The 23,942-nt window shown below is 44.8% G+C and carries 16 protein-coding genes and 8 pseudogenes; 14 read left to right on the top strand and 10 right to left on the bottom strand.

Annotation, left to right across the window (positions count from 1 at the left end; all coding sequences use genetic code 11):
- Window positions 1–200: 200 nt before the first annotated feature.
- The 4 genes and pseudogenes from PKHYL_RS06275 to PKHYL_RS06260 all read right to left on the bottom strand — a co-directional run bounded on the left by PKHYL_RS06275 (window position 201) and on the right by PKHYL_RS06260 (window position 4,631).
- Entirely contained in the window at window positions 201–962 is a 762-nt protein-coding gene (locus tag PKHYL_RS06275) for an SDR family oxidoreductase (RefSeq protein WP_071001820.1), read from the bottom strand.
- 46 nt (window positions 963–1,008) lie between these two features.
- Window positions 1,009–1,791: an SDR family NAD(P)-dependent oxidoreductase gene (locus tag PKHYL_RS06270; RefSeq protein WP_093068272.1), complete on the bottom strand. Its 783-nt coding sequence runs from the start codon at window positions 1,789–1,791 to the stop codon at window positions 1,009–1,011.
- Window positions 1,792–1,967: 176 nt separating this feature from the next.
- Window positions 1,968–2,804 carry an NADP-dependent oxidoreductase gene (locus PKHYL_RS06265; RefSeq protein ID WP_240366241.1) on the bottom strand — a complete coding sequence of 279 codons (837 nt, stop codon included), beginning with the start codon at window positions 2,802–2,804 and terminating at the stop codon, window positions 1,968–1,970.
- Between the two features lie 22 nt (window positions 2,805–2,826).
- A pseudogene (locus PKHYL_RS06260) lies at window positions 2,827–4,631 on the bottom strand (acyl-CoA dehydrogenase).
- Window positions 4,632–4,914: 283 nt separating this feature from the next.
- Between PKHYL_RS06260 and PKHYL_RS06255 the strand changes: the two are divergent.
- Entirely contained in the window at window positions 4,915–5,922 is a 1,008-nt protein-coding gene (locus PKHYL_RS06255; RefSeq protein WP_240366240.1) for a GlxA family transcriptional regulator, read from the top strand.
- A gap of 125 nt (window positions 5,923–6,047) precedes the next feature.
- On the opposite strand, the gene PKHYL_RS06250 is transcribed toward PKHYL_RS06255, so the two are convergent.
- Window positions 6,048–7,229 carry an LD-carboxypeptidase gene (locus PKHYL_RS06250; protein WP_332835944.1) on the bottom strand — a complete coding sequence of 394 codons (1,182 nt, stop codon included), beginning with the start codon at window positions 7,227–7,229 and terminating at the stop codon, window positions 6,048–6,050.
- 236 nt (window positions 7,230–7,465) lie between these two features.
- On the opposite strand from PKHYL_RS06250, the gene PKHYL_RS06245 reads away from it, so the two are divergent.
- Window positions 7,466–7,945 (top strand): YkvA family protein, encoded by a 480-nt coding sequence (locus PKHYL_RS06245; RefSeq protein ID WP_240366239.1) that lies wholly within the window; start codon window positions 7,466–7,468, stop codon window positions 7,943–7,945.
- A 216-nt stretch (window positions 7,946–8,161) separates the two neighbouring features.
- Here the strand turns inward: PKHYL_RS06245 and PKHYL_RS06240 are convergent, their stop codons facing one another.
- Window positions 8,162–8,425, bottom strand: coding sequence for a hypothetical protein (locus tag PKHYL_RS06240; RefSeq protein WP_240366238.1), 264 nt, complete (start codon window positions 8,423–8,425; stop codon window positions 8,162–8,164).
- A gap of 49 nt (window positions 8,426–8,474) precedes the next feature.
- Complete coding sequence (locus PKHYL_RS06235) at window positions 8,475–8,948, bottom strand: hypothetical protein (protein ID WP_240366237.1); 474 nt, start codon at window positions 8,946–8,948, stop codon at window positions 8,475–8,477.
- A 456-nt stretch (window positions 8,949–9,404) separates the two neighbouring features.
- On the opposite strand from PKHYL_RS06235, the pseudogene PKHYL_RS18625 reads away from it, so the two are divergent.
- The 6 genes and pseudogenes from PKHYL_RS18625 to PKHYL_RS06210 form a co-directional block, all read left to right on the top strand.
- A pseudogene (locus PKHYL_RS18625) lies at window positions 9,405–9,832 on the top strand (ribonuclease H family protein); the annotation flags it as partial.
- Window positions 9,833–10,171: 339 nt separating this feature from the next.
- A pseudogene (gene dnaQ, locus PKHYL_RS18620) lies at window positions 10,172–11,044 on the top strand (DNA polymerase III subunit epsilon); the annotation flags it as partial.
- Window positions 11,045–11,192: 148 nt separating this feature from the next.
- Complete coding sequence (locus tag PKHYL_RS06225) at window positions 11,193–11,756, top strand: hypothetical protein (protein ID WP_240366236.1); 564 nt, start codon at window positions 11,193–11,195, stop codon at window positions 11,754–11,756.
- Between the two features lie 70 nt (window positions 11,757–11,826).
- Entirely contained in the window at window positions 11,827–12,876 is a 1,050-nt protein-coding gene (locus PKHYL_RS06220) for a hypothetical protein (protein ID WP_240366235.1), read from the top strand.
- A 131-nt stretch (window positions 12,877–13,007) separates the two neighbouring features.
- On the top strand, window positions 13,008–13,649 hold the full coding sequence (locus PKHYL_RS06215) for an NADH pyrophosphatase zinc ribbon domain-containing protein (protein ID WP_240366234.1): 642 nt from the start codon (window positions 13,008–13,010) through the stop codon (window positions 13,647–13,649).
- 30 nt (window positions 13,650–13,679) lie between these two features.
- Complete coding sequence (locus PKHYL_RS06210) at window positions 13,680–13,952, top strand: hypothetical protein (protein WP_240366233.1); 273 nt, start codon at window positions 13,680–13,682, stop codon at window positions 13,950–13,952.
- Between the two features lie 65 nt (window positions 13,953–14,017).
- Here the strand turns inward: PKHYL_RS06210 and PKHYL_RS06205 are convergent, their stop codons facing one another.
- The gene (locus PKHYL_RS06205; RefSeq protein WP_071001830.1) at window positions 14,018–14,947 is read right to left on the bottom strand and encodes a DMT family transporter; all 930 of its coding nucleotides are present in this window, start codon (window positions 14,945–14,947) and stop codon (window positions 14,018–14,020) included.
- Between the two features lie 92 nt (window positions 14,948–15,039).
- Here PKHYL_RS06205 and PKHYL_RS06200 point away from each other — a divergent pair, with 92 nt between their 5' ends.
- The 6 genes and pseudogenes from PKHYL_RS06200 (at window position 15,040) to PKHYL_RS06170 (ending at window position 19,960) form a co-directional block, all read left to right on the top strand.
- Window positions 15,040–15,393, top strand: coding sequence for a LysR family transcriptional regulator (locus PKHYL_RS06200; protein WP_240366232.1), 354 nt, complete (start codon window positions 15,040–15,042; stop codon window positions 15,391–15,393).
- A 27-nt stretch (window positions 15,394–15,420) separates the two neighbouring features.
- A pseudogene (locus tag PKHYL_RS06195) lies at window positions 15,421–15,929 on the top strand (LysR substrate-binding domain-containing protein).
- 304 nt (window positions 15,930–16,233) lie between these two features.
- Window positions 16,234–17,088: pseudogene (locus tag PKHYL_RS06185) on the top strand (RnfABCDGE type electron transport complex subunit B).
- A 91-nt stretch (window positions 17,089–17,179) separates the two neighbouring features.
- The gene (gene nth / locus PKHYL_RS06180) at window positions 17,180–17,866 is read left to right on the top strand and encodes an endonuclease III (RefSeq protein ID WP_240366229.1); all 687 of its coding nucleotides are present in this window, start codon (window positions 17,180–17,182) and stop codon (window positions 17,864–17,866) included.
- A gap of 486 nt (window positions 17,867–18,352) precedes the next feature.
- Window positions 18,353–19,518: pseudogene (gene metK / locus PKHYL_RS06175) on the top strand (methionine adenosyltransferase).
- A gap of 83 nt (window positions 19,519–19,601) precedes the next feature.
- Window positions 19,602–19,960, top strand: a pseudogene (locus PKHYL_RS06170) (DUF3144 domain-containing protein).
- A gap of 667 nt (window positions 19,961–20,627) precedes the next feature.
- On the opposite strand, the gene PKHYL_RS06165 reads toward PKHYL_RS06170, so the two are convergent.
- Together PKHYL_RS06165 and PKHYL_RS06160 are read right to left on the bottom strand one after the other, a co-directional pair.
- Complete coding sequence (locus PKHYL_RS06165; RefSeq protein ID WP_240366228.1) at window positions 20,628–22,271, bottom strand: BCCT family transporter; 1,644 nt, start codon at window positions 22,269–22,271, stop codon at window positions 20,628–20,630.
- Between the two features lie 200 nt (window positions 22,272–22,471).
- Window positions 22,472–23,755 (bottom strand): annotated as a pseudogene (locus PKHYL_RS06160) (PQQ-dependent sugar dehydrogenase).
- Between the last annotated feature and the right edge of the window lie 187 nt (window positions 23,756–23,942).

Raw genomic sequence — 23,942 nt, 5'->3', positions numbered from 1 at the left:
ACTCCTTTTGGTTATTTAAATTAATTATGCCACGGTATAGCCCATTTTTACTTCGCACTAATAGTCTATTCAATGACAAAGTAGGAAGAGTAGCTATGCAATTCATTAAAAATGAAAACAAAAAAACCGCATGAAAATTTATCTCATGCAGTTTTAAACAATTACTTTCTTATCTAACCTATGTCTTATAGATTAGCTAATTAAGCCAGCATACCACCATCGACAACGATAGTCGCGCCTGTGGTATAGCTTGAAGCGTCCGACACCAGATACAGCACCGTACCTGCCATTTCATCAGGCTCTGCCACTCGCCCTAGCGGGATCGAATGTAGCGCCATTTTTAAGACCTTATCATTGGTCGTTAGCGCTGAGGCAAACTTGGTATCCGTCAGGCCTGGTAATAACGCATTCACACGGATATTAAGTGGACCACATTCTTTGGCAAAGGCCTTGGTCATGCTAATAACTGCCGCTTTAGTGATTGAGTAAATGCCTTGCTTATCACCTGCCACCAGTCCATTGACTGACGCGGTATTCAATATAACACCGCCGCCTTGCTCTTTCATCATTTTGCCAGCGGCTGTTGACATAAAGAAGTAACCACGAATGTTGACCTCCACCGTTTTATCAAAAGCGGCTAAGTCTGTATCTAAAATATGGCCATAATACGGGTTGGCTGCAGCGTTATTGACCAAGATATCAATTTGACCAAACTCACTTTTAATATGCTCAAAAATCGCGTCAATTTGCTCCATATCTCCCACATGACAGGCAAAGGCACTGGCTTTATGACCGTCAGATTTGATGCTATCTGCGACTGCTTGGCAAGCATCGATTTTGCGGCTAGAGACAATCACGTGTGCCCCTCTTGAGGCCAGCAGACGAGCAATAGACTCTCCAATACCGCGGCTCGCACCTGTCACTAGGGCAATTTTACCGGTTAAATCAAATAAATCCTTCATCACTATTCCTTATAGTTTTAAATATTCTAGACGTTTTTCGCACAAATTATGCCAACATGCCGCCATCCAAGGTAAAGGCATGGCCATTCATAAAGCTGCTCTCGTCGCTAGCGAGCCATGCAATCGCGGCAGACACCTCGTCCACCTCACCCAAACGGCGCAGCGGACTGGCTTTGACGGTTGCTTGCTGTGCGCGTTCATTCATGGCTGCCATGGTATTGCGTACCATTGGCGTATCAATAAAGCTTGGACAGACTGCATTAAAACGGATATTGGCGCGGGCGTACTCGTGGGCTGCCGACTTGGTCAGACCCATCACGCCATGTTTGGCGGCACTGTAAGCCGATAACATGGGCGCAGAACGCAGACCAGCGATAGACGCCACATTGATTACATGACCACCGCCATTCGGTATCATACAATTGACAGCGGCACGCATGCAGTGCCAGACCCCTTTTAGATTGACGGCGATATTGCGATCAAAGTCCTCATCACTCAGCTCATGCATGGGCGAAGGCTTGTGGTCGATACCCGCGTTATTGACCACCACATCTAGACCGCCTAGCGTCTCTACCGCAAAGTCAAACAACGCACGCACTTCATCACCACTGGTCACGTCTACTTTTTTGAAGACGATACTGTTGCCCGCATCTCGGCCTTGCTGGGCAACAGACTCACCCATCTCTTCTGCCATATCACCGATCACGACTTTTGCGCCGCGACTGGCCAGTAGCAGCGCGCTTGCCGCACCAATGCCTGATGCGCCGCCTGTGATCAAAATACGCTTACCCGTTACATCTGATGCAATTCCGTTTGTATTCAGTGTCATGAGTTATTCCTCTACTTTAAGTACCAGTTTGCCGAAGTTTTCACCGTTAAAGAGCATCATAAGCGTATCAGGGAATGTCTCAATCCCCCTTAACGATATGATCTTTTACTTTGATGTCGCCTGACTGAATCCAGCCTGCAATCTCTTTCATGGCGATTGGATATTCTTTGATATTATCAAACACCACAATGCCTTCCATACGGGCGCGGTTGACCAGGGAGTGATAAATAGTTCGATGGGCCTTTGACGGCTTCCGTGTTGTTGTATTGACTGATCGCACCGCAGATGACGATACGCGCATGTAGGTTTATTTGAGTAAGTACGTCATTTAAAATGTCACCGCCAACGTTATCAAAATAGACATCGACGCCATTTGGACAAGTTTGCTTCAAGGCTTTTTTGACGTTTTCGTTTTTATAATCGATCGTTGCATCAAACCCAAGCTCATCAACTAAGAATTTGCATTTCTCGCTACCGCCTGCAATACCAACGACGCGGCAGCCTTTGATTTTGGCAATCTGACCGACCAAACTACCAACGGCACCCGCAGCACCTGATACCACAACGGTCTCGCCTGCTTTTGGTTGGCCTGTTTTGAGCAAACCAAAATACCCTGTCATGCCCGGCATCCCAAGTACGCCTAAATAATAAGGTAGCGGTGCAAGATTTGGATCAACTTTATGCAATCCTGTGCCGTCACTGACCGCATATGACTGCACGCCATCGTGACCTGCGACATAATCCCCAACGGCAAATTTCTCATGCTTACTTTCAATCACCTCGCCCACCGTACCGGCACGCATGACTTCCCCAATCTGGACAGGTTTGATATATGATTTGGCATCATTTAGCCAGCCACGCATTGCAGGATCTATCGAGATATAATCAATTTTAATCAGTAATTGACCATCGGTGATAGTCGGTATTTCTGTCTCAGTATAATCCCAAGTCTCAGTGCTTGGTGCGCCAACTGGTCTTGTTTTTAGTCGCCATTGTCTATTTATGGTTGTCATTGCTCTTTCCTTAGCGTTGTTCTTAGAACCAGTCTGCCTGCATGTCGGTGCAAACAGCGTTGTCATTGTTTAAAATGGCTATATCACGGTTAATCAACGGTAGTTCCCAATCGATGAAGTACTTCGCCGCTTGTATCTTGCCTTTATAAAAGTTTTGTTGCTCAATATCTTGCGTCGTGCTTAATAGCTGCTCAGCTTTACTGGCTTGGCGAATCCAAATCCAGCTCAACACGATCGAGGCAAAAATATTCATCAGCGCTTGGGCGTTACCAGTAAGCGTAATGGCTTCTTCTGTCTGCAACACTTTGCTTAGATGCACCAGCACTTCATGCAGCTGACCCATGTAAGGCGTTAATTTACCCGCGAGTGCCGCAGTCTCAGGCGTGGTGATATTTTCTAGATCTTGCGTGATTTCACGCTTTAATATTTGAATACCAAGACCACCTTTTTGCCATAACTTACGGAATGACAAATCCAATGCCTGTACGCCATTAGTCCCTTCATGGATAGGATTGAGACGATTGTCACGCCAAAACTGCTCAGCATGATATTCACGCGTATAACCAGCACCGCCCAATACTTGAATACCCAAGTCATTGGCTTTTGGCCCATATTCAGACGGCCATGCTTTTAGTACGGGCGTAAGGAGGTCTAACAATTCGGTCAACTCATTCTTTAGGGTGTCGTCTTCGCAAGTATTGATACGGTCAATTAGGTTTGAGCCGTATAAGCACAAGGAAATACCGCCTTCAGAATAGGCTTTTTGTGCCAATAGCATACGCTTTACGTCACCATGCTGGATGATAGCAGTCGCATCATCTTCAGGTTTATTGTTCGGTGCAATGCGCCCCTGCGTACGATCTTTGGCGTAATCGAGCGAATACTGATAACCGCGATAGCCAATCATCGCCGCGCCAAACCCAACCGCAATACGTGCCTCGTTCATCATCTTGAACATATAACGCAGGCCAAAATGCTCATCACCGATCAGGTAGCCGTAACAATCGCCCGCGTCACCAAAGCTCAATGCCGTCGAGGTTGCCCCTCGATAGCCAAGTTTATGAATCAGTCCTGTCAGATGCACGTCATTGCGCTCGCCGACAGACATATCATCGTTCAAACGGTACTTTGGCACCGCAAATAAGGAGATGCCTTTTACCCCACTAGGGCCACCTGGAATCTTGGCCAATACTAAATGCACGATATTGTCAGACAGTTCATGGTCCCCTGCTGAGATATAAATCTTGCTGCCTTTGATGCGGTACGAGCCGTCGTCTTGTTTGACAGCGGTGGTCTTGATGTCAGCAAGTGACGAGCCTGCATGCGGCTCTGTCAGCGCCATGGTTCCAGTGAACTCGCCTGTTAGCATACGCGGCATAAAGGCGGCTTTGATATCATCACTGGCAAAGTGAGAAATGACATTGATGGCTGCAGTGGTCAAAAATGGATAGGCGGTCGTCGACGGGTTGGCTGCCATAAAATAGCCTGCCACCGCGGTCATGATTGTCTCAGGCAGCTGCATACCACCGTCTTCAAAACTGTAACGACCAGCGATAAAACCTGAGTCACGAAACGCATCAAAAGCGACTTTGACATCGCTTATCATGCTGACTTTTTGCCATCGAACTGCGGCTCATTCTTGTCTGCCAAGTGATTGTGCGGCAAAAATAAATCCGTTGCGATCTTATTTGCGGTATCTAATACCGCATCAAAGGTCTCGCGGCTGTGCTCTGAGAACTTTGCGTGCTCAGTGAGGGTTTGTGTTCCTAGCACATCGTACAGCTGGAACGGTAACTCAAAGTCGTTGATAAGGGTATCTGTGGCCATAGTCGTCTCTTTTAGTTTCTTTTGATTACATGTAACGATCGTAAATCAGGCAAATCCGTTTGTATTATTACCCTCTGTCATGACCCTATCTATGATATTTACGGCATCATTGAGTCAGGCAACACAAAGGGGGTTAATGCTTATCAATTGATATTAATCTAAATTAGCGCACTGCCGTATTGTCATTTATGACATAATCATGGTCAAATGTGACATAAATTTGGAAATAATTTCTCCTATGGACGTTATGATTAGTGAGAAAAATAACAGATGCGAGTAACTGATGCCCTATTTCAAACCATTTAATGTAATCGTTCTTGGCTTCGATGGTGTGCTTGGTAGCGTGCTCGCTGGTGCCTTAGATTTATTTTCATTTACAGGGGTCAGCTGGCAGCGATTTTCAAATGAAGCGGTAGAGCCTAGGTTTAAGGTGCAAATCGCAAGCTTAGGCGGCGGTGATATCAGATGTAGCAACCGCTTAATGATGCGAGCGCACTGCGATATCCAAGATGTCACGGAGTGCGACTTGTTGCTGGTGCCCACCATTGGCGACTCTATTGATAAGGTATTGAAGCAAAATAATGGGCTACCCCACCTAAAGCGACTGGCGAATACCAACGCGGATATTGCCAGCAACTGTAGCGGAGCTTTTTTCTTGGCGGAGGCAGGGCTATTAGATCATAAAGTCGCCACCACCCATTGGGGCTATGCCAATAAATTTAAGGCAGACTTTCCACTGGTGGACTTACAAGAGAACCAGTTTGTCACTCATGCAAGCGATGAGCTGGGTAGTATATTTTGTGCAGCAGGCGGCAGCGCCTTTTATGATTTGGGGCTATTATTAATAGAGCGCTACTGCGGGCGAGAGATCTCTACACAAGTGGCAAAAACTCAGATTATTGATAGCAAACGAGGCAATCAGAATAGCTATACCAACGTGACTTTGCATAAGCCGCATTCCGATCAGTTGGTCAAACAAGTCCAAGAATTTATCGAGCAAAACTTTCGTCAGCCCATACAAGTCAGCAGCCTAGCTGCCATGGCAAATATCACTCCGCGCACTTTGAATAGACGCTTTCAGGCCAGCGTCGCGATGCGACCCGTTGAATATATTCAGGCCGTCAGAATTGAGCAAGCCAAGCGCTTGCTCGAATTGGGAGATGTGAGTATCAAGTCTCTTGCCGATCAAGTCGGCTATGATGATATCTCTTCGTTCACACGCCTGTTCAAACGGGCAACAGAGTTGACGCCTAAGGAATATCAAGATAAGTTTTCACGGCTGGCGATTTAGAGTCTGTTAGTTAGTGGTCATGCATGTTTACATATTCTGCCATAGGCCTTCGACATGGATAGCATCCGCCTTGATGATTGGATAATCGCTAAAGGACAACTGGTAGCCGCCTGATGTATTGGGCGTCAGTTGACACATTGCGCCAAGCGGAAAGCTGTGTTTTTGCCAATATGACCAAATCGCAAGCCACTATAAATTGGTAATCCAGTCAGCTTATGTAATTGACGAATCACTGTGGCAACATCATAACGCTTGTCATAGCTGTCCTCACCTGAACCAGACAACGCCCCAAACACAATCGCTTGTTGACCTTTAAACACTCCCGCTAAATACAAATCATACAGCATACGCTCAATACGATACGCCTGCTCGCCCACATCCTCTAAAAACACAATACCGCCCTCAATGCGCGGTAAATACTCGCTACCTGCCAGCGCAGAGACCACGCTTAGGTTACCACCCCAAATCGTACCAGTGAGCACTTTGGACTCGCCCGCTGTGAGTATGGTAGGCAATTGCTGACTGGTTAAAGACGCATCTTGTATGGTGATCGTGAGGTTGGGATTGGTTAAGGCCTCAGCGAACTGGCGACAGCTGACCTTATCAGGCACAGTTTTGCCAAACTCGCTATAAAGCATCGGTGCCGCAAGTGAACTCATAGACCCTTTCGCCAATAGCGCACATTGGATCGCAGTCACATCACTGAACCCTGCGAGTATTGTGCCGCGCTCTTTCATAATACGCCCAAGCGTCGTCCAATCAACCATGGGTAATATACGCATCGCACCATAACCACCGCGCACACCCAAAAGCAGTTTTGGCGCTGCTATCGCTCCGGTCGCGAGGTTTTGGAAGTCACTGGCACGCTGCGAGTCCGTACCTGCAAAGCGCAAATATTGACGATTGGTAATATCGGGATTACTTATTTTAAACCCAGCACAGCTCATGCGATCTAATGCCAACTGATTGCGCTCATCACTGCCGCCCACATTGGAGCTGGCAAACAGTCTGGTCTCAATCGTGGGCGTAGTGCAGCTTGTTATTAGAGAGGTTTGCGCTGAGCGCTCATCCAACAATGCAGTCGGCAGATCGTCTTTGGTCAGCTGCGAGCTATTATCTGCCTCAATGAGGCTGGCAGCCAATGCGTGAGGAATACTTTGCGCTGCTAATGCCGCAGCACCTGCGCCAACACCTATTCGGTGCAAAAACTGTCGACGGTTTAGGCCAACATTAAGCTCATCAGCTAGGTTTGACTGTAGGTTTTTATCTTCTATTGATTGCTGGATGGACGGTATTTTTGAACCCATACGTTGTTACTACCTATACATTTTTGTTTTTATGATTTATACATTGTCATCTTTTGCAGTAGCGCACATCACAAATGAAGCCGTCATACTCAAACATTGTAACGCATCTTGCCAGCAGTCAAGTTACCCAAGCCTTTACCTATATTTACTTTTTCGCTACCGAGACATACAACATGGGGCGAGTATGTTTGTTACTGTAGATACAAATTCATCGCACAAAAATAAAGGCAACAATTATGTTTACCAAGAAAAATGATAAAGAAAAAACACTCTTTTCTAATTTGAAATACTTGATTGGAAAAGAAGACAAACTTAAAGAAAAGCTAGAAGACAATAGTTATCTTGAACCTTTTAGCGATGATTTGATGCTATTTATGAGTCTAATCAAAGACTATTACAAAGGGGATTATCGCAAGATTCCTTTTAGAACCATTTCAGCTGGTGTGATTGGGGCAATATACACAATAAATCCTATTGACCTTATCCCAGACTCTATTCCGTTTATCGGTTATATCGATGACGCACTTGTACTTAAATTTTGTTTAAAACAAGTCAGAAAAGATTTGCAAAAATATAAAGTATGGAAACAAGAACAAGCGGATGCCAAAAGCACATCGGAAAATGACAAACACACAGACAAGATCAGTCATGATAAAAGCAGCACTGATGAAGAAGATGACAATGAAACCAGTACTGATCTCAAAAAGGCTTCGTAACTAGTTATGTCTTAACCGATAATTAGCAGTTTAAAAAAGCCACAGCCACTCACTTGGTTGTGGCTTTTTTGTTAGCTTTAATCAATCTGACGCTGAACGGTTAAACCTCCAAACGTCAGATTTTAATTCGGCACATCGTAGCTCGCTTTTTCTGGATTGAGGCCAAACGAGTACACGAAAGTTGCTACGAGGCTGTTGACGATGATAAACGGTAAGTCAATCACCACATGACCTAAAAATATAGCGACCAATCAACCACGAAACAATCAGCATAACGATAAAAAACCCAGCCAAGTACGCCAAAATAGCAGGATGCTTGAGATTATAAGGTTGGTCAGTCTTCGGCTGCTTTTCTAATACATACGTTCTTATCGCCCAACCCGCGGCATAAGAAAACCCACCTAACACAACATAACTAAAAAAATTCATATAGCTTGACTCTACTGATTTAAAGGCTTGTAGCAAGATCGTTTTGGACAAATACAATTGATCATCAACGATATTTATGCTACTTATGAGCAATACTTATCTAACTACTCTCATTCACATTATCGATAATGACGTTGGCATGTGGATTGGCCAATATATCGGTATTGATGTCGTCACACTCTACTCGATAGATGGTGTTAGCACCTCGGTAAATATAAGACAGATACTCACTGTCTAAGAGTGGGTCGATATTGGCATAGGCAGGCTTGACATGCGCCAATACTAGCACTCGATCAGGACGCCCGATCACCGCATCGACATTATCTGGATCAATAGAGAAAAACTGCGGTATATCACTATTTTTAATCACTTCTAACGCTTCAGGCTCATCCCACACACGCTTAGCACTTGCAGGCTCTTTCATCTGCATCACCCAAGCGCCTTCTTGTTGGCTAATCTTTATTTGCGCAGGCTCGTCTTGACTCACTGTATAACAGCCTGCAAACACAGATAAATCGGTTGCCGCGACCTCAGTATCTGCCTGAGCATCACTGCTATCACTACAGCCACTCAAAAGGGAGCACTGTGCTGGCCGTAGCACTGAGCATCAGATACGTCAGTCGCTTATAAAAAATACTTGAGCATAAAGACATAATAAAGCTATCCTGCGGTCATGTATGGGAGACTTGCACTGAGCGCGTTGTCATAAGAAAACTATCAAATAGCTATCTACAAATATTTTCTGTGGATACTATTGTGACAAAGACAGCGCGCTGGTATTGGCTTCTTTAAAGCATTTTCGCTAAAAAATAGACGTTTTTAGCGAGCCAAGCTATTTTAACAGAAAACAATCAGGTTACTATTGTGTTATGCGTTGCCATCCCTAGTTTTGTGATTTTGTGCGTCACGACCACCCATATTTACGATAGATTTGTTATACTCACAGCGGCACTAGCATCGTTCAATTAGTATGAGCGCGATGCTCTAATACTACTTTTATGCTTACTATTTATCAGGTTTATACATCTCTATGTCAGACAACCGTAACGCCATGCCACACTCTAATACAAGCAACGCAACTGATCCGTTAGCCGCCAAGAAAAACATAACGGTAGCGTATACTGACGGTGCCTGCAAAGGCAATCCCGGCGCTGGCGGTTGGGGCGCGCACCTTATATTTAGCGATGGTAGCACGCAGGATTTATATGGCGGTGATACGGAAACCACCAATAATCGCATGGAGCTCATGGGTGCGATACAGGCCCTAACACATAGCTCACATGAGCAAAAACTTGAGATTTGGACAGATTCCAGCTACGTCCAAAAAGGCATCACCGAATGGATTGAAGGCTGGAAGAAAAAGGCTGGAAAACAGCGAGCAAAAAGCCCGTCGCCAATCAAGACCTTTGGCAACAATTGGATAAGCTATGTCAACAGCGTGATGTTGATTGGCACTGGGTTAAGGGTCACGCTGGACATGCCGGTAATGAAAAAGCAGACGAACTGGCAAACTTAGGGGTTACGTCAAACAGTGGTCACTCCTCTATGATAAAAGCATCTGTGGCACAAAAACCTGTGATAAACGAATCAGACGCCCCTAAAAAAAAAGGCCGCATAGCGACTGATAAAAAACCTGTCGCCAATGATGATTGGCTAAAGTTCGACCCATTGGGTCTAGATATGGTAGATGACGAGTTTGACGATGTGTCAGAAGATGAGTTACGAATCAATGACAGTCAACATAGCCATGAAGCACGTATGATGCATAATGATGTCATGGTAGAGACTCCTCACCATCCAGACAACGCACCCAAAATGATGAGTAATAAAGCCATGCCAGAAGCCCAAGTACCCATGAATGATACCGACATGACTAGTGATATCCCAACTATAGATACTGATACACCCAAGTTTGATGGGGATACGAGTCGTGCCAATCCTCATTTTAGGCCGCTACTACCAAAGCCGATACATCGTCATGAAGCAAATCGTCAGCTCATCATGGATACAGAGACCACAGGACTGGACGCATTAAAAGGCGACCGTATCATTGAGGTCGGTATTGTTGAGATGGTTGGGCGTAAATTTACTGGTGAAAAACTACACGTCTATATCAATCCGCAGCGTGGCATGGATGATGAAGTTATTCGTATTCATGGGATCTCTGAGGCATTTTTGGCGGACAAGCCCACCTTTGATCAAGTTGCCCAGTCATTATACGACTTTATGGATGGTGCTGAGATTATCGCTCACAACGCCACCTTTGATATGAACTTCTTAAACATGGAGTTTGCGAAAGTCGGTCTCAATGACTTTGCTGAGCGCGTACAAGTGACCGATTCACTGGTCATGGCAAAGCAGCAATATCCTGGACAAAAGAACACATTGGATGCCCTCGTACGTCGTCTGGACGTTGGTAAGCAAGACCGTACCTTTCACGGCGCCTTACTGGATTCAGAGATTTTAGCCGAAGTTTACTTGGCGATGACTGGCGGTCAAGTGACGCTTGCCATTGAAGAAGACGCACCCACAGAGGGCGGGCAAACTGCCCATACCAGTTTTGCCAATTTGGCCAATTTATTGCTAGCATCGACGTCAGATGAGACTACCAATCAAAGCTGGTACGCTTCTCTTGCAGAGGACTACCCTGAGCTAAAAGCCAATATGTAGCCGCTACATCAAGCCTGAATTACACCAACATTTGTACAATATAGCCTTGATTATTATCATATAAAACGTTAAAACATCATTAACCAATATTTTTACTACCCCATTGATACCATCGTCATTCTCATCAGTACATTATGGAAAAATACTTATGGACCAGTCTGCGCAAATGAAGTTAACCGCCCCCACGCTTAGTGTTACTGATTTCAACCTACCGTCACTCCACTTATTGCATGATGAGATTATCGCAACGCTCAAAGATACTGAGATTCATCTGAGCGAATTCAATGACGATAGTAGCCAAGCACCTTTATTGTCAGATTCTATTGATGTTCTAAAGCAGCTGTCTTGTATTTTTAAACTGATTTCTCTTGTTGGTGCAGAAGTGTTAAACAATGCGATCGTTGACGGTCTACAGCGCCTTTATGACAACGGCGACAACAATGACATGGCTCTCATCATGGATTTATCAGAAGCCATTATGACTTTAGAACGCTATGTCGAGTTTGTATTATTGACTGAGTCGGTAGAGCCTACTTTGTTATTGCCAGTGGTTAACAATCTCAATGCGCATGGACAAAAACCACCAATGACGGTCGAGGACTTTTCTACTTTTGGGAGCAGTAGCGTCATCATTGCTAACCCAGAGCAAAACTTTGAACCACTAAGCGCGCTCAATTTGGATACAAAACTCCCTGACCTATGCCTATCGTAGCGGTCTTGGCGTTGCCCTACTCAACCAAGATGGCAATATTGACTCAAACGATCAGCAAAAACTCGATGCCATGAGTGCTGCCTGCGCTTTGATCGCATCAAATAGTAACAGCCTATTTTGGCAAGCAGCAGCGACTGCTGTGACAGATATTGCCGCGGTCTTACCGTTGAACGTGAGCCAAAAGCATACGCTGATTTATGTGGAGCAGCAGTTCCAAAGCTACTTACCTGTGATGGATACACGTTTTGCAGACTTAGTTAATTTTGCCTGTCAGCGTGATACTGTTGAGGCGCAGCAATTACGTGAGCAGTACGCAAGTAACTATCTAGAAGGCGATCAGCTTGATGAGATGAAGCGTTTCTTGTTTGGTCCCAATCGCGCACTCACCGATACACTAAATGACATTATTCAGTCTCAAATCAATAATATTAAAGAAAATGTCGACAGCTATGCACGTGGCGACTCCATCAATCCTGTTGATATGCAAACTGCCCAGATCATTGAAGATTTGACTGAATTGAGCTCAGCACTGCGCCTGCTAGGATTGTCCAATGCAGCTGATAGTCTTATCACAGCGGCGGGTGCGGTCAGCCATTGGCAGGCGCCTTCGCCGGATGACTTTGATCACTTATTACTGGCATTGATGCATGCAGAGAATGCTACAATTGCAATGGCAGAGATGCATACCCCAGGGGCGATCTACTTACCACTGAATAATCAGCATATCTCATTGCATCAGCTCAATACATCATACGATACCCTCATACAAGAAAGCCGTACCGCCATTGCAAGTGCCGAGCAAGCAATTAACGACTATTTGGCAGAGCCTGAACGCGACATGCTTAATATTCAGAATATACCGGGAATGATGCGCCAAGTGGCAGGTGCATTGCGCTTTTTACATTTGCCAACACCCGCCAGCATGCTTGGTCAATTAGCCATTTATATCGAAAAACGTATAGAGAGTGGACAACGTATCGAAGACCCTACACTCGCCTGCATCGCTGATGTGATTATGGCGGTCGATCATCATCTGGATGGTTTTGAGAACAATCGTCCTGTCAGTAAACAAGCGCTTGACGTTGGCCAGCAAAGCTTAAGTCATCTACTTGCTGCTTAGTACTGCTTGCACAGGTTTTATCGTCGCCATTTTGTCATTTTGCGGCGATAAAACTTAATCAGAATACTTCACGTTAAATAAGTCTGTATCTAAATCGATACGGATTTGCTTCAAACTGTTTGGAATCTTTTATGGCCCATGCTTTTATATTGAGTGATGACACTGTTTTATGCCGTCAAATGCCAGATGGTTGGTGGCCATTACAAATCCAACTACCACAGAGTCGTACTGGTTCAGACGAGCAAGCTTATCGGCTCGGTCACGTGACGCTACATGAGAGTCTATCGCCAAATCACTGGCAATCTGATGATAATAATAATATGGATAGCCTTTCATCTGATTTGATCAATGAAAACACTGCCCAAACCTTCACTGCGCCGTCCACCACTGCCATGACTTATGATTACGCAGTCGCTCATAACGTGACGCTGCCTATCATCGCCGAAAGCAGTACTGATACCTTTGTCCCTTATCGACAGCTGATAAATAACATACCTGTTGCCCTATCTGACCAGATCAGTCAAGCGATACAGTTATTAAGGTGGCAAGCAGATACGCAGTTCTGTAGTCGCTGTGCCAGTCCTACCGTACATGCTGACCAAGACGAGCGCGCTATGGTTTGTCCAGTATGCCAGCTGCGCCAGTATCCTCGCGTCCAGCCATGTGTGATTACGGCGATTACCCGCCCAAACCCAGTAACAGATGAAATGCAAATCTTACTCGCGCACCACCATCGACATGGACAGCAAAACTGCCGCCCATGTATGGTTTGATCGCTGGGTTTGTTGAGGTGGGTGAGAACCTTGAGCATGCGGTGGTACGTGAGGGTGGCAGAAGAGGTCAATATCAGCATATCAGATATTCATTATGTGAGTAGCCAGCCTTGGCCATTTCCCTCCAATTTGATGCTTGGGTTCCGTGCCTCTTATGCCAGTGGCGATATTATTATTCAAGAAGACGAACTGGCGCATGCTGATTTTTTTGATCTCTCTAACCTGCCAAAGATTCCACCAAAGGGCAGTATCGCTCGAGAATTGATCGATCAGATTGCCAAAGAACAAGGCATTTTATTATGAAATTAAATGACACTGTCACTGGCAGCTCATTTTAGCGGCTAATGTCAGTGCCTACTGCGTCTCACTTAGACATTATGGGCGGTCAGACGCTGATGTTGCCATTTGACAAGTCTGGGTATCAATAGCCCTGCAATCACAATCGCCATACCTAATAATTGCAAAGCGGTCACTTGCTGACCGTAAGCAAAGGCCGTGAGCGCAGCAAACACTGGCACAAAATTAAAGAATAATGACGCATTAGCAGCGCCCAACTGCTTGACGCCAGAGATCCACAATAGATAACCGCCAACCGTGCCGAAGACGCCAATAAATATCAAGTCGCCAAAGACACTGCGACTGATGGCTAAGCTTTCTTGCAATGGATGTACCTCTGCACTAAATAACACCATGAGCGATATCACCCCAAGACCTGACAGCATACCGACCAAGGTATAAGGAATCATCGGCATCCAGCGGCTGATACCTTGAGTCAGATAAGTATAGAGACTCCAGCACAGCATACCTAAAAAAATCATTTGATCGCCATGGTTAAATTCAAACCCTAGCAGTTTGGCAAATGCGCCATCGGTCAGTACCAGCAGTACGCCAGAGAGACAAACCACCAAACTAAACAGCGCGCCTTTGGTGGGAAACTGGCGCTGCGCTATAGAACCAATCAAAGAAGTCACCAGCGGGCTAAGCGCCATAATCAACGCACCATTGTTAGCATTAGTCTGTTCAAGCCCAGTAAACAGCCCCAAGTTTAAGCCACCAACACCAATGATGGATACACCAATCGCCCACGCCCATTGTTTGGGTGTGAGATTAGGGATTGGCATGTGCTTATATTTTGTATAAAGGTACAGACACATCGAGGCAATGCTAAAACGCCACATGACTAAGGTTAATGCATTTACTTCACTCAAGGCATGCTTGCCGACAGGAAAACTTGCGCCCCAGAGAAACGTACACAGTAATAAATATAGGACGGCGGTGGTGTTCGCTGAACGGCTCATACTGCACCCAAAAACTTGCGAAAAGATAACCACCAGTGTATATATTTTAAATACGGTATAAACAAGCAATAACGAGAGCATAGATTCTGAATATGAAATTTAACTACTCCCTCGATGACATGCGCAGTTTTTGCGCGGTTGTCCGCTACGGCAGCTTTCGCCAAGCCTCTATAATGCTTGACATGCCCCTATCGACATTGAGTCGCCGAGTTGCCAAACTAGAAGCAGATCTGGCACTTAGGTTGCTCAACCGAGATGCGCACCGCGTACAGTTGACCCATGCAGGGCAACAATATTACAAGAGCAGCGCCCATCTCTTTGATGAGTTAGAAAACGTCGCGTGTTGCTTACTACAAGATAAAAATGAGGCCAAAGGCACAATCAGAATCAGCGCCCCTGTCAATTTTGGTAGTGATATTTTAGCGCCGCATTTCAATGCTTTTTAAAAACAATATCCAGATATCCATTTAGATTTGCGTCTGTCCAATCAGACCATTGATATTGACGCGCAAGCTATTGATGTCGCTTTTCGTATTGGTGAACACAGTGCCAATCATTGGATTGGGCGGCAGCTGACCAATATTCGCTTTATGATTTGTGCAGCCAGCGATATCGATGTATCCGATATCCAAACGCCCAATGATTTGGCGGAATACCCAACTGTCCTATGTCCTCCGATGTTTACGTGGCATCTACAGCATCGTATAACGGGCGAGGTACAGGCGCATCAGCCAACAAATAATATCCGTCTAAAAGTTGATAATATTAGTTTACTAACGGGGCTATTGCGGATGGTATCGGTCTAGGTTTCATCCCCGATTATGATGCACAGCCTTTGATCACATCAGGCGGTTTGCAGCAAGTATTGCCTGATTGGAATAACCAACCTAGAGGCTGCCAGATGCTCTATCGCGACCGTGATAACATGCCTCATCGCATGCATCTATTGATTGATTTTATCCTCAAGCGTTTTAGTAAGTAGACATTCCGCAAACGCTCACCGTTTTTAGAATAAATGCATCACAATATCATTGATCTTATGCTTTAATTTTTAATGTTCAAGACTAGGTTTTCGACCCTGATGTTTTACGGCTTTAAATGTGTTAATCTTCGCAGCGCAACAGCGATCGACACGGCTGGGTCATTGACTATTTGATATAGAACGTCAGTACAAAGATCCATAATTTGCCTATAAAATATGCAATCAATAGTCACTTATCTACCTAGCCACTGACAGACATAAGTGACAGTCGCTAATGATGACCGATACTAAGGCCAGTAATACCATGTCCCAAACCGACACCCATCCTCAAAGTACTGAACAGACACGCTTGACAGATTTACCGATCTTGTTTAAGTCGCTGCACATTGATACCCTGCCAAATGATGTACAGACAAAATTGCACGCGTTGATGCTTGTCTGCCGCAAACGCAATGCGGGCTTTGTGAGCATCCAGATGGCTGCTTGCCTTACGCCACTGCTATCGTATTAAAGGGTGAGCCATACAATAAATGTGTGCCTGGTGGCCAGCCAGTAACGGACGCTATCGCTCAGACAATTGGGATAGATACTCATCTGACAGCCGCACCATCACAATGGCCGATAGACATGACATCAGGACGTCCAACAGAGGTTCGTGCTGTGATTCGTGAAGACGACTGTATCGGCTGTACCAAATGTATTCCGGCTTGTCCAGTGGATGCTATCGTCGGTACTGGCAAACACATGCATACGATTTTTACCGATTTGTGCACAGGCTGTGAGCTATGTATCGCACCCTGCCCTGTTGATTGTATCGACTTGGTCATTGTCGAGCGTGAGCTTTCTCCCTTTGAGAGTAGCCGAACAAGAAGACTTGAGACAGCGCTACCACACGCATCTCAAACGCGTGACAGAACAACTGGCTGATACCAGCAATAGCAAACCTGTGGTCAGCATGGTAGAGGCCAAGCTCAACAATGCAACGAGCCAATCGCTAAATATTAGCGAAGCACAAGCAAAGAATACCATTGCAGCGGCTAAACTACGTACCAAAATCAAAAAACTCGAAAAGCAGCTCAGCGTGCGCGCCAATGATAAAAAACAAATGGAGCTTGAAGGCTTGCAAGCAGAGCTCGACGCATTACAAGCGGTGCTGTGATTACGTGATTGATACTTTAATAACTCATATAAATGCCATCGCTAGCATATAATTTTGCAACACCACTCACTAAAATAATAGTTAAAACACCATGAGTAAAACGGTCAAACATAAAACAGCCGATACACCGCCCTCTAGAAGAATGCCCAATCGCGATGTGCGTCCATTTTTTGAAAAGCTAGCGGCGACGATTGACGAGCCTGTCACCGAGCTAAATTACGGCAGTAATTTCGAGCTGCTCATCGCCGTTATCTTATCTGCACAGGCAACTGATGTGAGCGTCAATATTGCCACTCAGCAGTTGTACCCCGTGGCGAACACACCTGAAGCTATACTGGCACTAGGCGAAGAAGGTCTAAAGACGTATATCAAAAATATTGGCTTATATAACGCAAAAGCCAAAAATGTCATCAAGACTTGCCGCGATTTGATTGAAAAGTTTGATAGCACCGTCCCTGACAACCGCAAAGATCTAGAATCATTAGCTGGTGTGGGGCGTAAAACCGCCAACGTAGTTTTGAATACTGCTTTTGGTCAGCCAACCATGGCGGTCGACACGCATATCTTTCGCGTCGGCAATCGTACTGGACTCGCTACTGGTAAAACGGTGCTCATCGTCGAAAACAAACTGGTCGAGCGTATACCCGATGACTTTATCGTTGATGCGCATCATTATCTTATTTTGCACGGGCGCTATACCTGCCAAGCGCGTACACCCAAATGCGGCGCTTGCCCCGTCTATGAAGAGTGCATGTTTAAAGATAAAGCGACCTTTTAGAACTATAACGTAGTGACACTCCTGTCTCAAAGACAAACTTATGTAGCCATGAACTGGCAAGTACCTACGTTTTACGACAGTGAATCACTTGTTGAGCATTTCTTATAGTATAGCAAGTGCTGCTCACTAGAGTTTTATAACGTTTCAGGGTAGAATAACCCTATTTTGTGTTAAGAGATTTTGGCAATTACCCCGCTTCTGATAAGGCAATCTGCACACTGACAGTAGCCTATTAGAGCGAACATTGACCTAACTCTCTACCGCCATAGCCATAAAAGCTTATTATCATTGCTCCATATATGAATTGATTGAATGATAGTAGGTCTAGATTTTAGCCAAATTGATGACAAAACTTTGTTCAACACCGATTTTTAGCATTGAGAAATACCGATTATCTGCCGCGTAAATGCGTGGTCAACATTAATTAGAGCAGCACCCAGAGTGTTGCTTTTCCTACCTTTATTGATTCAATTAAGCGATCCCATTATGCGTGAATACAACTTATTTACCTCCGAATCTGTGAGCGAAGGCCACCCTGACAAAATGGCTGACCAAATATCAGACGCCATCCTTGATGCTATCTTACGTGAAGACTTACACGCACGTGTGGCCTGCGAAACTTTAGTAAAAACAGGCGCGGTGATACTTGCCGGTGAAATCACCACAACTGCCAATATCGATTTAGAGCGGCTGGTGCGTGACACGGTCAACGGCATTGGTTATCACCACTCAGATTTGGGTTTTGATGGCGAGACTTGTGCGGTCATCAATATGCTGGGTAAGCAGTCTCCTGAAATCGCTCAAGGTGTCGATCGTCATGATCCTGAAGAGCAAGGTGCAGGCGATCAAGGTTTAATGTTTGGTTACGCCAGTAATGAAACTGATGTATTAATGCCGGCCCCTATTGAATATGCCCATCGTTTGATGGAGCGTCAATCTGAGCTGCGCCGTGCAGGCGAGCTACCATGGCTCCGTCCTGATGCCAAAGCGCAGGTTACCTTGAAGTATGATGGCAACCGTCCTGCTGCAATCGATGCGGTCGTTCTATCAACTCAGCATGATCCGAGCATCTCGCAGTCTGATCTGCAAGAAGCAGTGATGGAATCTATCATCAAGCAAGTGCTACCGGCTGATCTGTTACATGCGGGTACACGCTACCATATCAATCCAACGGGTAAGTTTGTCATTGGTGGTCCTGTGGGTGATGCAGGCTTAACAGGCCGCAAAATCATTGTCGATACTTACGGCGGTATGGCACGTCATGGGGCGGTGCTTTTAGTGGTAAAGATCCCTCAAAAGTAGATCGCAGTGCTGCTTATGCGGTACGTTATGTGGCCAAAAACATCGTCGCAGCTGGTCTTGCTGATCGCTGTGAAGTACAAGTCAGTTACGCGATTGGGGTTGCTGAGCCAACGTCTATCTCTGTCAACACTTTTGGCACGAGCAAAATCAGTAACGATGAAATCATTCGCCTGATTCGTACTCATTTTGATTTGCGTCCTTATGGCATCACTCGTATGCTGAACCTATTACAGCCAATGTATCAGCAGACGGCTACCTTTGGACATTTTGGTCGTCAAGGCTCAGAAACTGCCTTTACTTGGGAAAAAACAGACAAAGCAGATATCTTAAAAGCAGACGCTGGCTTATAAGGGTCATAGAGTCATTACGTTGAATCATTTACAAACCGCCTTTATATACTAAAATTATCGACACTTATTATTAGGAGCAGCTTATGTCTCAAGACAGCAACACTCAAGACAACAATGTGGATGCAAGCATTGAAATCACCCCTGAAATGCAGGCGTTTTACCAACGCGCTGATGCTATCATCGGTGTCGCCAATAGTCAGCTAGGCCCTGATGCCCATTCAGGACAGGTAGGTGCTTCTTTGTTATATGCTGCCGCACGCTACAGCGCCTCTGTGGCCTCGATTGGCTTCGTGAAAGCCGATGATTTTGCCAAAGAAAAGACGATATCGTCGAGTTTTATGTCAAACAATATCGCCAGATGCTAAGTGACAATTTGACAGATTATGCACAAAATTTCGATAAATATGTGCAGCTAAACAAAGATGATAAGCCAGCTGAATAAGTTGCTATTCTTATCTAGGTAGATATTCTGCTGTGACAATCATCTGTATTTAACAAAAAACCCAAGCCGCTCAAGCTTGGGTTTTTTGTATTATGTTATTGAGTCCATAGCCATTCATTAGTTATTATAAAACTTTAAGTGCTATATCGATCTATCAATAACGTGACGAGCGGTAATAGAACGCTTGCAAATAAGGACATCACATCATGCAAAAACGCTATCTAAATTATCACTGCCTACACTGGCGCAATCCCTCAAACCATCATTAGCTGTCGTCTCCTTGGTATTAGCACTGGCGGGTTGCAGCGCTACGCCTGGCGCAGTTACTCCCACGCAACCTGCAACAGATAACAGTCAAATGCTTGAAAACACCTTAACTCACTGTCCAACCTCTCGCTCTGAGAAGACCATGTGTACCATGCAATATGATCCAGTCTGTGTAAAAACGAAAGTTGGCTCAGTGATAAGCTACCGTACGGCAGGTAATGCTTGCTCGGCCTGTAACATACCTGAGGCCATTAGTTATACCAAAGGTGAATGCAGTTAATTCATAAGAATACTTCATTCCAAAAAATATATTTGAGTAGCCACAAGAAGCCCCAATTTAAAAATAAATTGGGGCTTCTATTAATGATTAGAACAATGGTTAAAATAACGATTTTACTGCTTAGTCACCCTTAACAATCTTAGGTGGGCCTTTGAGTAAATGCTCATCAACAAACTCATCTGCAGAGTTATGATCTGCTGACTCATCTGTGATATAGCTTTGCTGCGCACGGTAAAGAATCAGACGATCACGTCCTAATCCGCGTAACAACGCATACATTATGACAAAAACCACTAAAGCAAATGGCAATCCTGCTACGATGGCAGCTGCCTGCAAAGCAGACAATCCACCAGCCGCTAACAATATGGCAGCGATAACGCCTTCTGTGGTTGCCCAAAACAAACGCTGAATCTTTGGTGGATTGGTATCGCCACCAGCGGTCAGCATATCGATAACAAAACTGGCCGAATCTGACGAAGTCACAAACCAAAGCATAATCATGACAACAATCATTAACGTAATCGGTTTGGCTAGTGGGTAGTACTCAACTAGCTTAAAGATTGCGCTACCGGTATCTGCTTGTACTGCTTCAACCAAACCTGGGCTAATACCTGTCACAGCAGAGGCAAGCTCCATATGAATCGCTACGCCACCAAAGGTCGTGAACCAAAAGAACAAGATAAGCATAGGGATTAACAGTACCCCAAACGTAAACTCACGGATGGTACGACCACGAGAGATACGGGCAATAAAGATACCAACGAATGGTGCCCAGCTCACCCACCATGCCCAATAAAATATCGTCCAAGCACTTTGCCAATCTGTTCCACTATAAGACTCGCCCCACGTACCCAAAGGCACGAGTACAGTCAGATAGTTGCCGATATTTTCGATAAAGCTATCAAAGATAAAGAGCGTTGGCCCTAAAGCCACCATGAATACCAATAAAACGATTGTAAAACCGATATTGATATCACTAAGGCGCTTAATACCTTTATCCAGACCCATCATAACGGAAGCGGCTGCAAGCGCTGTGATGAAAGCTATCAAACCGAACTGTACAGTGAGACTATTCGGCATGCCAAATAGTTTCTCAAGTCCCGCATTGATCTGCATCACTCCAAGCCCGAGTGAGGTGACCACACCAAACATCGTACCGAACACGGCCAAGATATCGACCGTATGCCCCCAGCGACCATAGATTCTTTTGCCGAGCAAAGGATACAAAGTTGAGCGAATCGATAAAGGCAAACCGCGACGAAAATGAAAATACGCTAACGACAGTGCCACAATCGTATAGATGCCCCAAGCGTGTAGACCCCAATGCATAAATGAGATATTCATCGCTTGCTTTGCGGCTTCAACCGTTTCGGCCTCGCCCATTGGTGGTGCCATAAAGTGATACAACGGCTCCGCTGTACCCCAGTAGACAAGGCCAATACCAATACCAGCAGAGAACAACATACCAATCCAAGAAAACAGATTGTACTGTGGTCGCTCCGTTTGGTTACCTAAACGAATATCACCATAGCGACTCATTCCTAAGTAAATGCAAAGCCCAAGCGCTGTATTCACTAAGATAATGAATAGCCAACCAAACTTATCGGTAATAAAATTTTGTAAAAAACTAAAAACAGCCCCTGCTGTTTCGGTGAAAAACGCACCGAAAATAATAAAGCCAACAATCAGCAGTGATGATGTAATAAACACAGGTTTACTTACCCGCGGAAAAGGTCCTAATCTGCCTACTTTTACTTCTTCCATGTGCAAGTCTCAAATTTCAAGGAACGTTACCTTAACAAAATAGGTCTTAACTATCAATCTATTACAAAATAAAACTTGATAAAACTATTAATTTACTCTAAAATAATTGAATAGTTTTATTAAAATAATTAAATATACAGGTAGGTAAATACGTCCTTAATTCGATGCTGTTTCGATGTTATTTCAATATTGTTTCGATGTTATTTGGGCAATAATCTGAGTAATTGTGCATTATTACCGTCTTCAAGTGTCCACACTTGCCCGTCTACTGCTAGCACACTGCGTACACGCTCTCCCATGTCATAACGATAGCGTTCAGTAGCACTATCATCTTCATCGACACTTACGACAATAAGCGCTTTTGAAGATAAACCACTGATTAAAAAATCGCCTTGTAATGCTGGAAAGTCATTGTGGCTACCAGCCGTATATAGACTCAGTGATGACGGTGAAATAACGGGTGTCCATGTGATTTTAGGCATTTCAAACTCAGGGCGAGTGTCGTGATCTGGGATTGGTGTACCTGAATAATTACGACCATTTGATACAATCGGCCAGCCGTAGTTTTTGCCTTTTTCAATCAGATTAAATTCATCACCGCCCTTTGGCCCCATCTCGTTTGCCCAAAGCCTGCCGCTTTCATCAAATCTTATGCCGAGCACATTGCGATTGCCCATTGTCCAAAACTGAGAGGCAATGTCATTGCTATCATTGACAAATGGATTGTCCTTTGGAACCGAGCCGTCAGCATACAATCTAATAATCTTACCTAGATTCATGCTCATATTTTGTGCAGGCTCTTTTTCTGGCGTTCTCCTGAGCTGATATATAGATACTGTCCATCAGGTGAAAACAATAAGCGATGGCTATAATGACCTTGCCCCGTGACTTTTGGAGATTGCTCCCAAATAGGCGTGATGACCTGTAGTGTGGGCGCATTTGTGCCTAATCCTGCCAGTGTCGCTTTGATTACTTTTGCCCCAAACTTATTACTATCACCCCCCTTTCCTGCTTCTACGTAGCTGATATATACAGCATTAGAAGTCGCAAAATCTGGTGCTAATATAATATCTCCCAAACCACCTTGACCACCATAGGCCACTTTAGGGATGCCTGCTACTTGTGTCTTGCTACCCGTCGCCGTGTCTACAATGAATAACTCTCCTGTTTTTTTGCGTCACTAGTAGTTTGGGCGCTTTGCCATCTATACTGGGTAGTGCTGTCATAGCCCAAGGCTCATCAAAGGTAGCGATTGCTTTAGTCGTAAAAGCAGGCTTGCTAGTCTTTGTTTGTGTAGTGCTTTTTGTGGCGGTTTGAGCATTGCTATCTGAAATGGAAACTTCCTTGGACTCTGTTGCGGTACTTTTGTTATTGCTAGGACTTACTGCTGAAGGGTTGGAGCACGCGGCAGTGCTAAACAACAACGCTGCAATGAGTAATGGCGAAGTTAAGGGTAGACTTACACGTTCAATAGAGGTTGTCATTGTTTTATCCTTTCTATCCGATTGGCATTTATTTTATTGGTCATCCATTTATTTATAGCATAGTCTTGATATTTAAGAGATATTTAAATGGTAAAAAAACAGTAACGTAAAACGCGCCTTATAAATAAAAACCCCTTACCTACGATTGTAGATAAGGGGTTGATTTTAAGCGTAAAGTTGGGTCATA

Origin of the sequence: Psychrobacter sp. KH172YL61, from assembly GCF_007182895.1 — a bacterium.
In the GTDB taxonomy this organism is placed as follows: Bacteria; Pseudomonadota; Gammaproteobacteria; order Pseudomonadales; family Moraxellaceae; genus Psychrobacter; species Psychrobacter pacificensis.
The sequence above is the reverse complement of the archived record's forward strand: the minus strand, read 5'-3'. Positions and strand labels throughout refer to the sequence as shown.

Coding starts and splice junctions, on each gene's coding strand:
- PKHYL_RS06215 (WP_240366234.1), top strand. CDS start 13,008: ATGGCCCATGCTTTTATATTGAGTGATGACACTGTTTTATGCCGTCAA.
- PKHYL_RS06265 (WP_240366241.1), bottom strand. CDS start 2,804: ATGACAACCATAAATAGACAATGGCGACTAAAAACAAGACCAGTTGGC.
- PKHYL_RS06245 (WP_240366239.1), top strand. CDS start 7,466: ATGTTTACCAAGAAAAATGATAAAGAAAAAACACTCTTTTCTAATTTG.
- PKHYL_RS06220 (WP_240366235.1), top strand. CDS start 11,827: ATGAGTGCTGCCTGCGCTTTGATCGCATCAAATAGTAACAGCCTATTT.
- PKHYL_RS06275 (WP_071001820.1), bottom strand. CDS start 962: ATGAAGGATTTATTTGATTTAACCGGTAAAATTGCCCTAGTGACAGGT.
- PKHYL_RS06225 (WP_240366236.1), top strand. CDS start 11,193: ATGGACCAGTCTGCGCAAATGAAGTTAACCGCCCCCACGCTTAGTGTT.
- nth (WP_240366229.1), top strand. CDS start 17,180: ATGAGTAAAACGGTCAAACATAAAACAGCCGATACACCGCCCTCTAGA.
- PKHYL_RS06165 (WP_240366228.1), bottom strand. CDS start 22,271: ATGGAAGAAGTAAAAGTAGGCAGATTAGGACCTTTTCCGCGGGTAAGT.
- PKHYL_RS06200 (WP_240366232.1), top strand. CDS start 15,040: ATGAAATTTAACTACTCCCTCGATGACATGCGCAGTTTTTGCGCGGTT.
- PKHYL_RS06255 (WP_240366240.1), top strand. CDS start 4,915: ATGCCCTATTTCAAACCATTTAATGTAATCGTTCTTGGCTTCGATGGT.
- PKHYL_RS06205 (WP_071001830.1), bottom strand. CDS start 14,947: ATGAGCCGTTCAGCGAACACCACCGCCGTCCTATATTTATTACTGTGT.
- PKHYL_RS06250 (WP_332835944.1), bottom strand. CDS start 7,229: ATGGGTTCAAAAATACCGTCCATCCAGCAATCAATAGAAGATAAAAAC.
- PKHYL_RS06270 (WP_093068272.1), bottom strand. CDS start 1,791: ATGACACTGAATACAAACGGAATTGCATCAGATGTAACGGGTAAGCGT.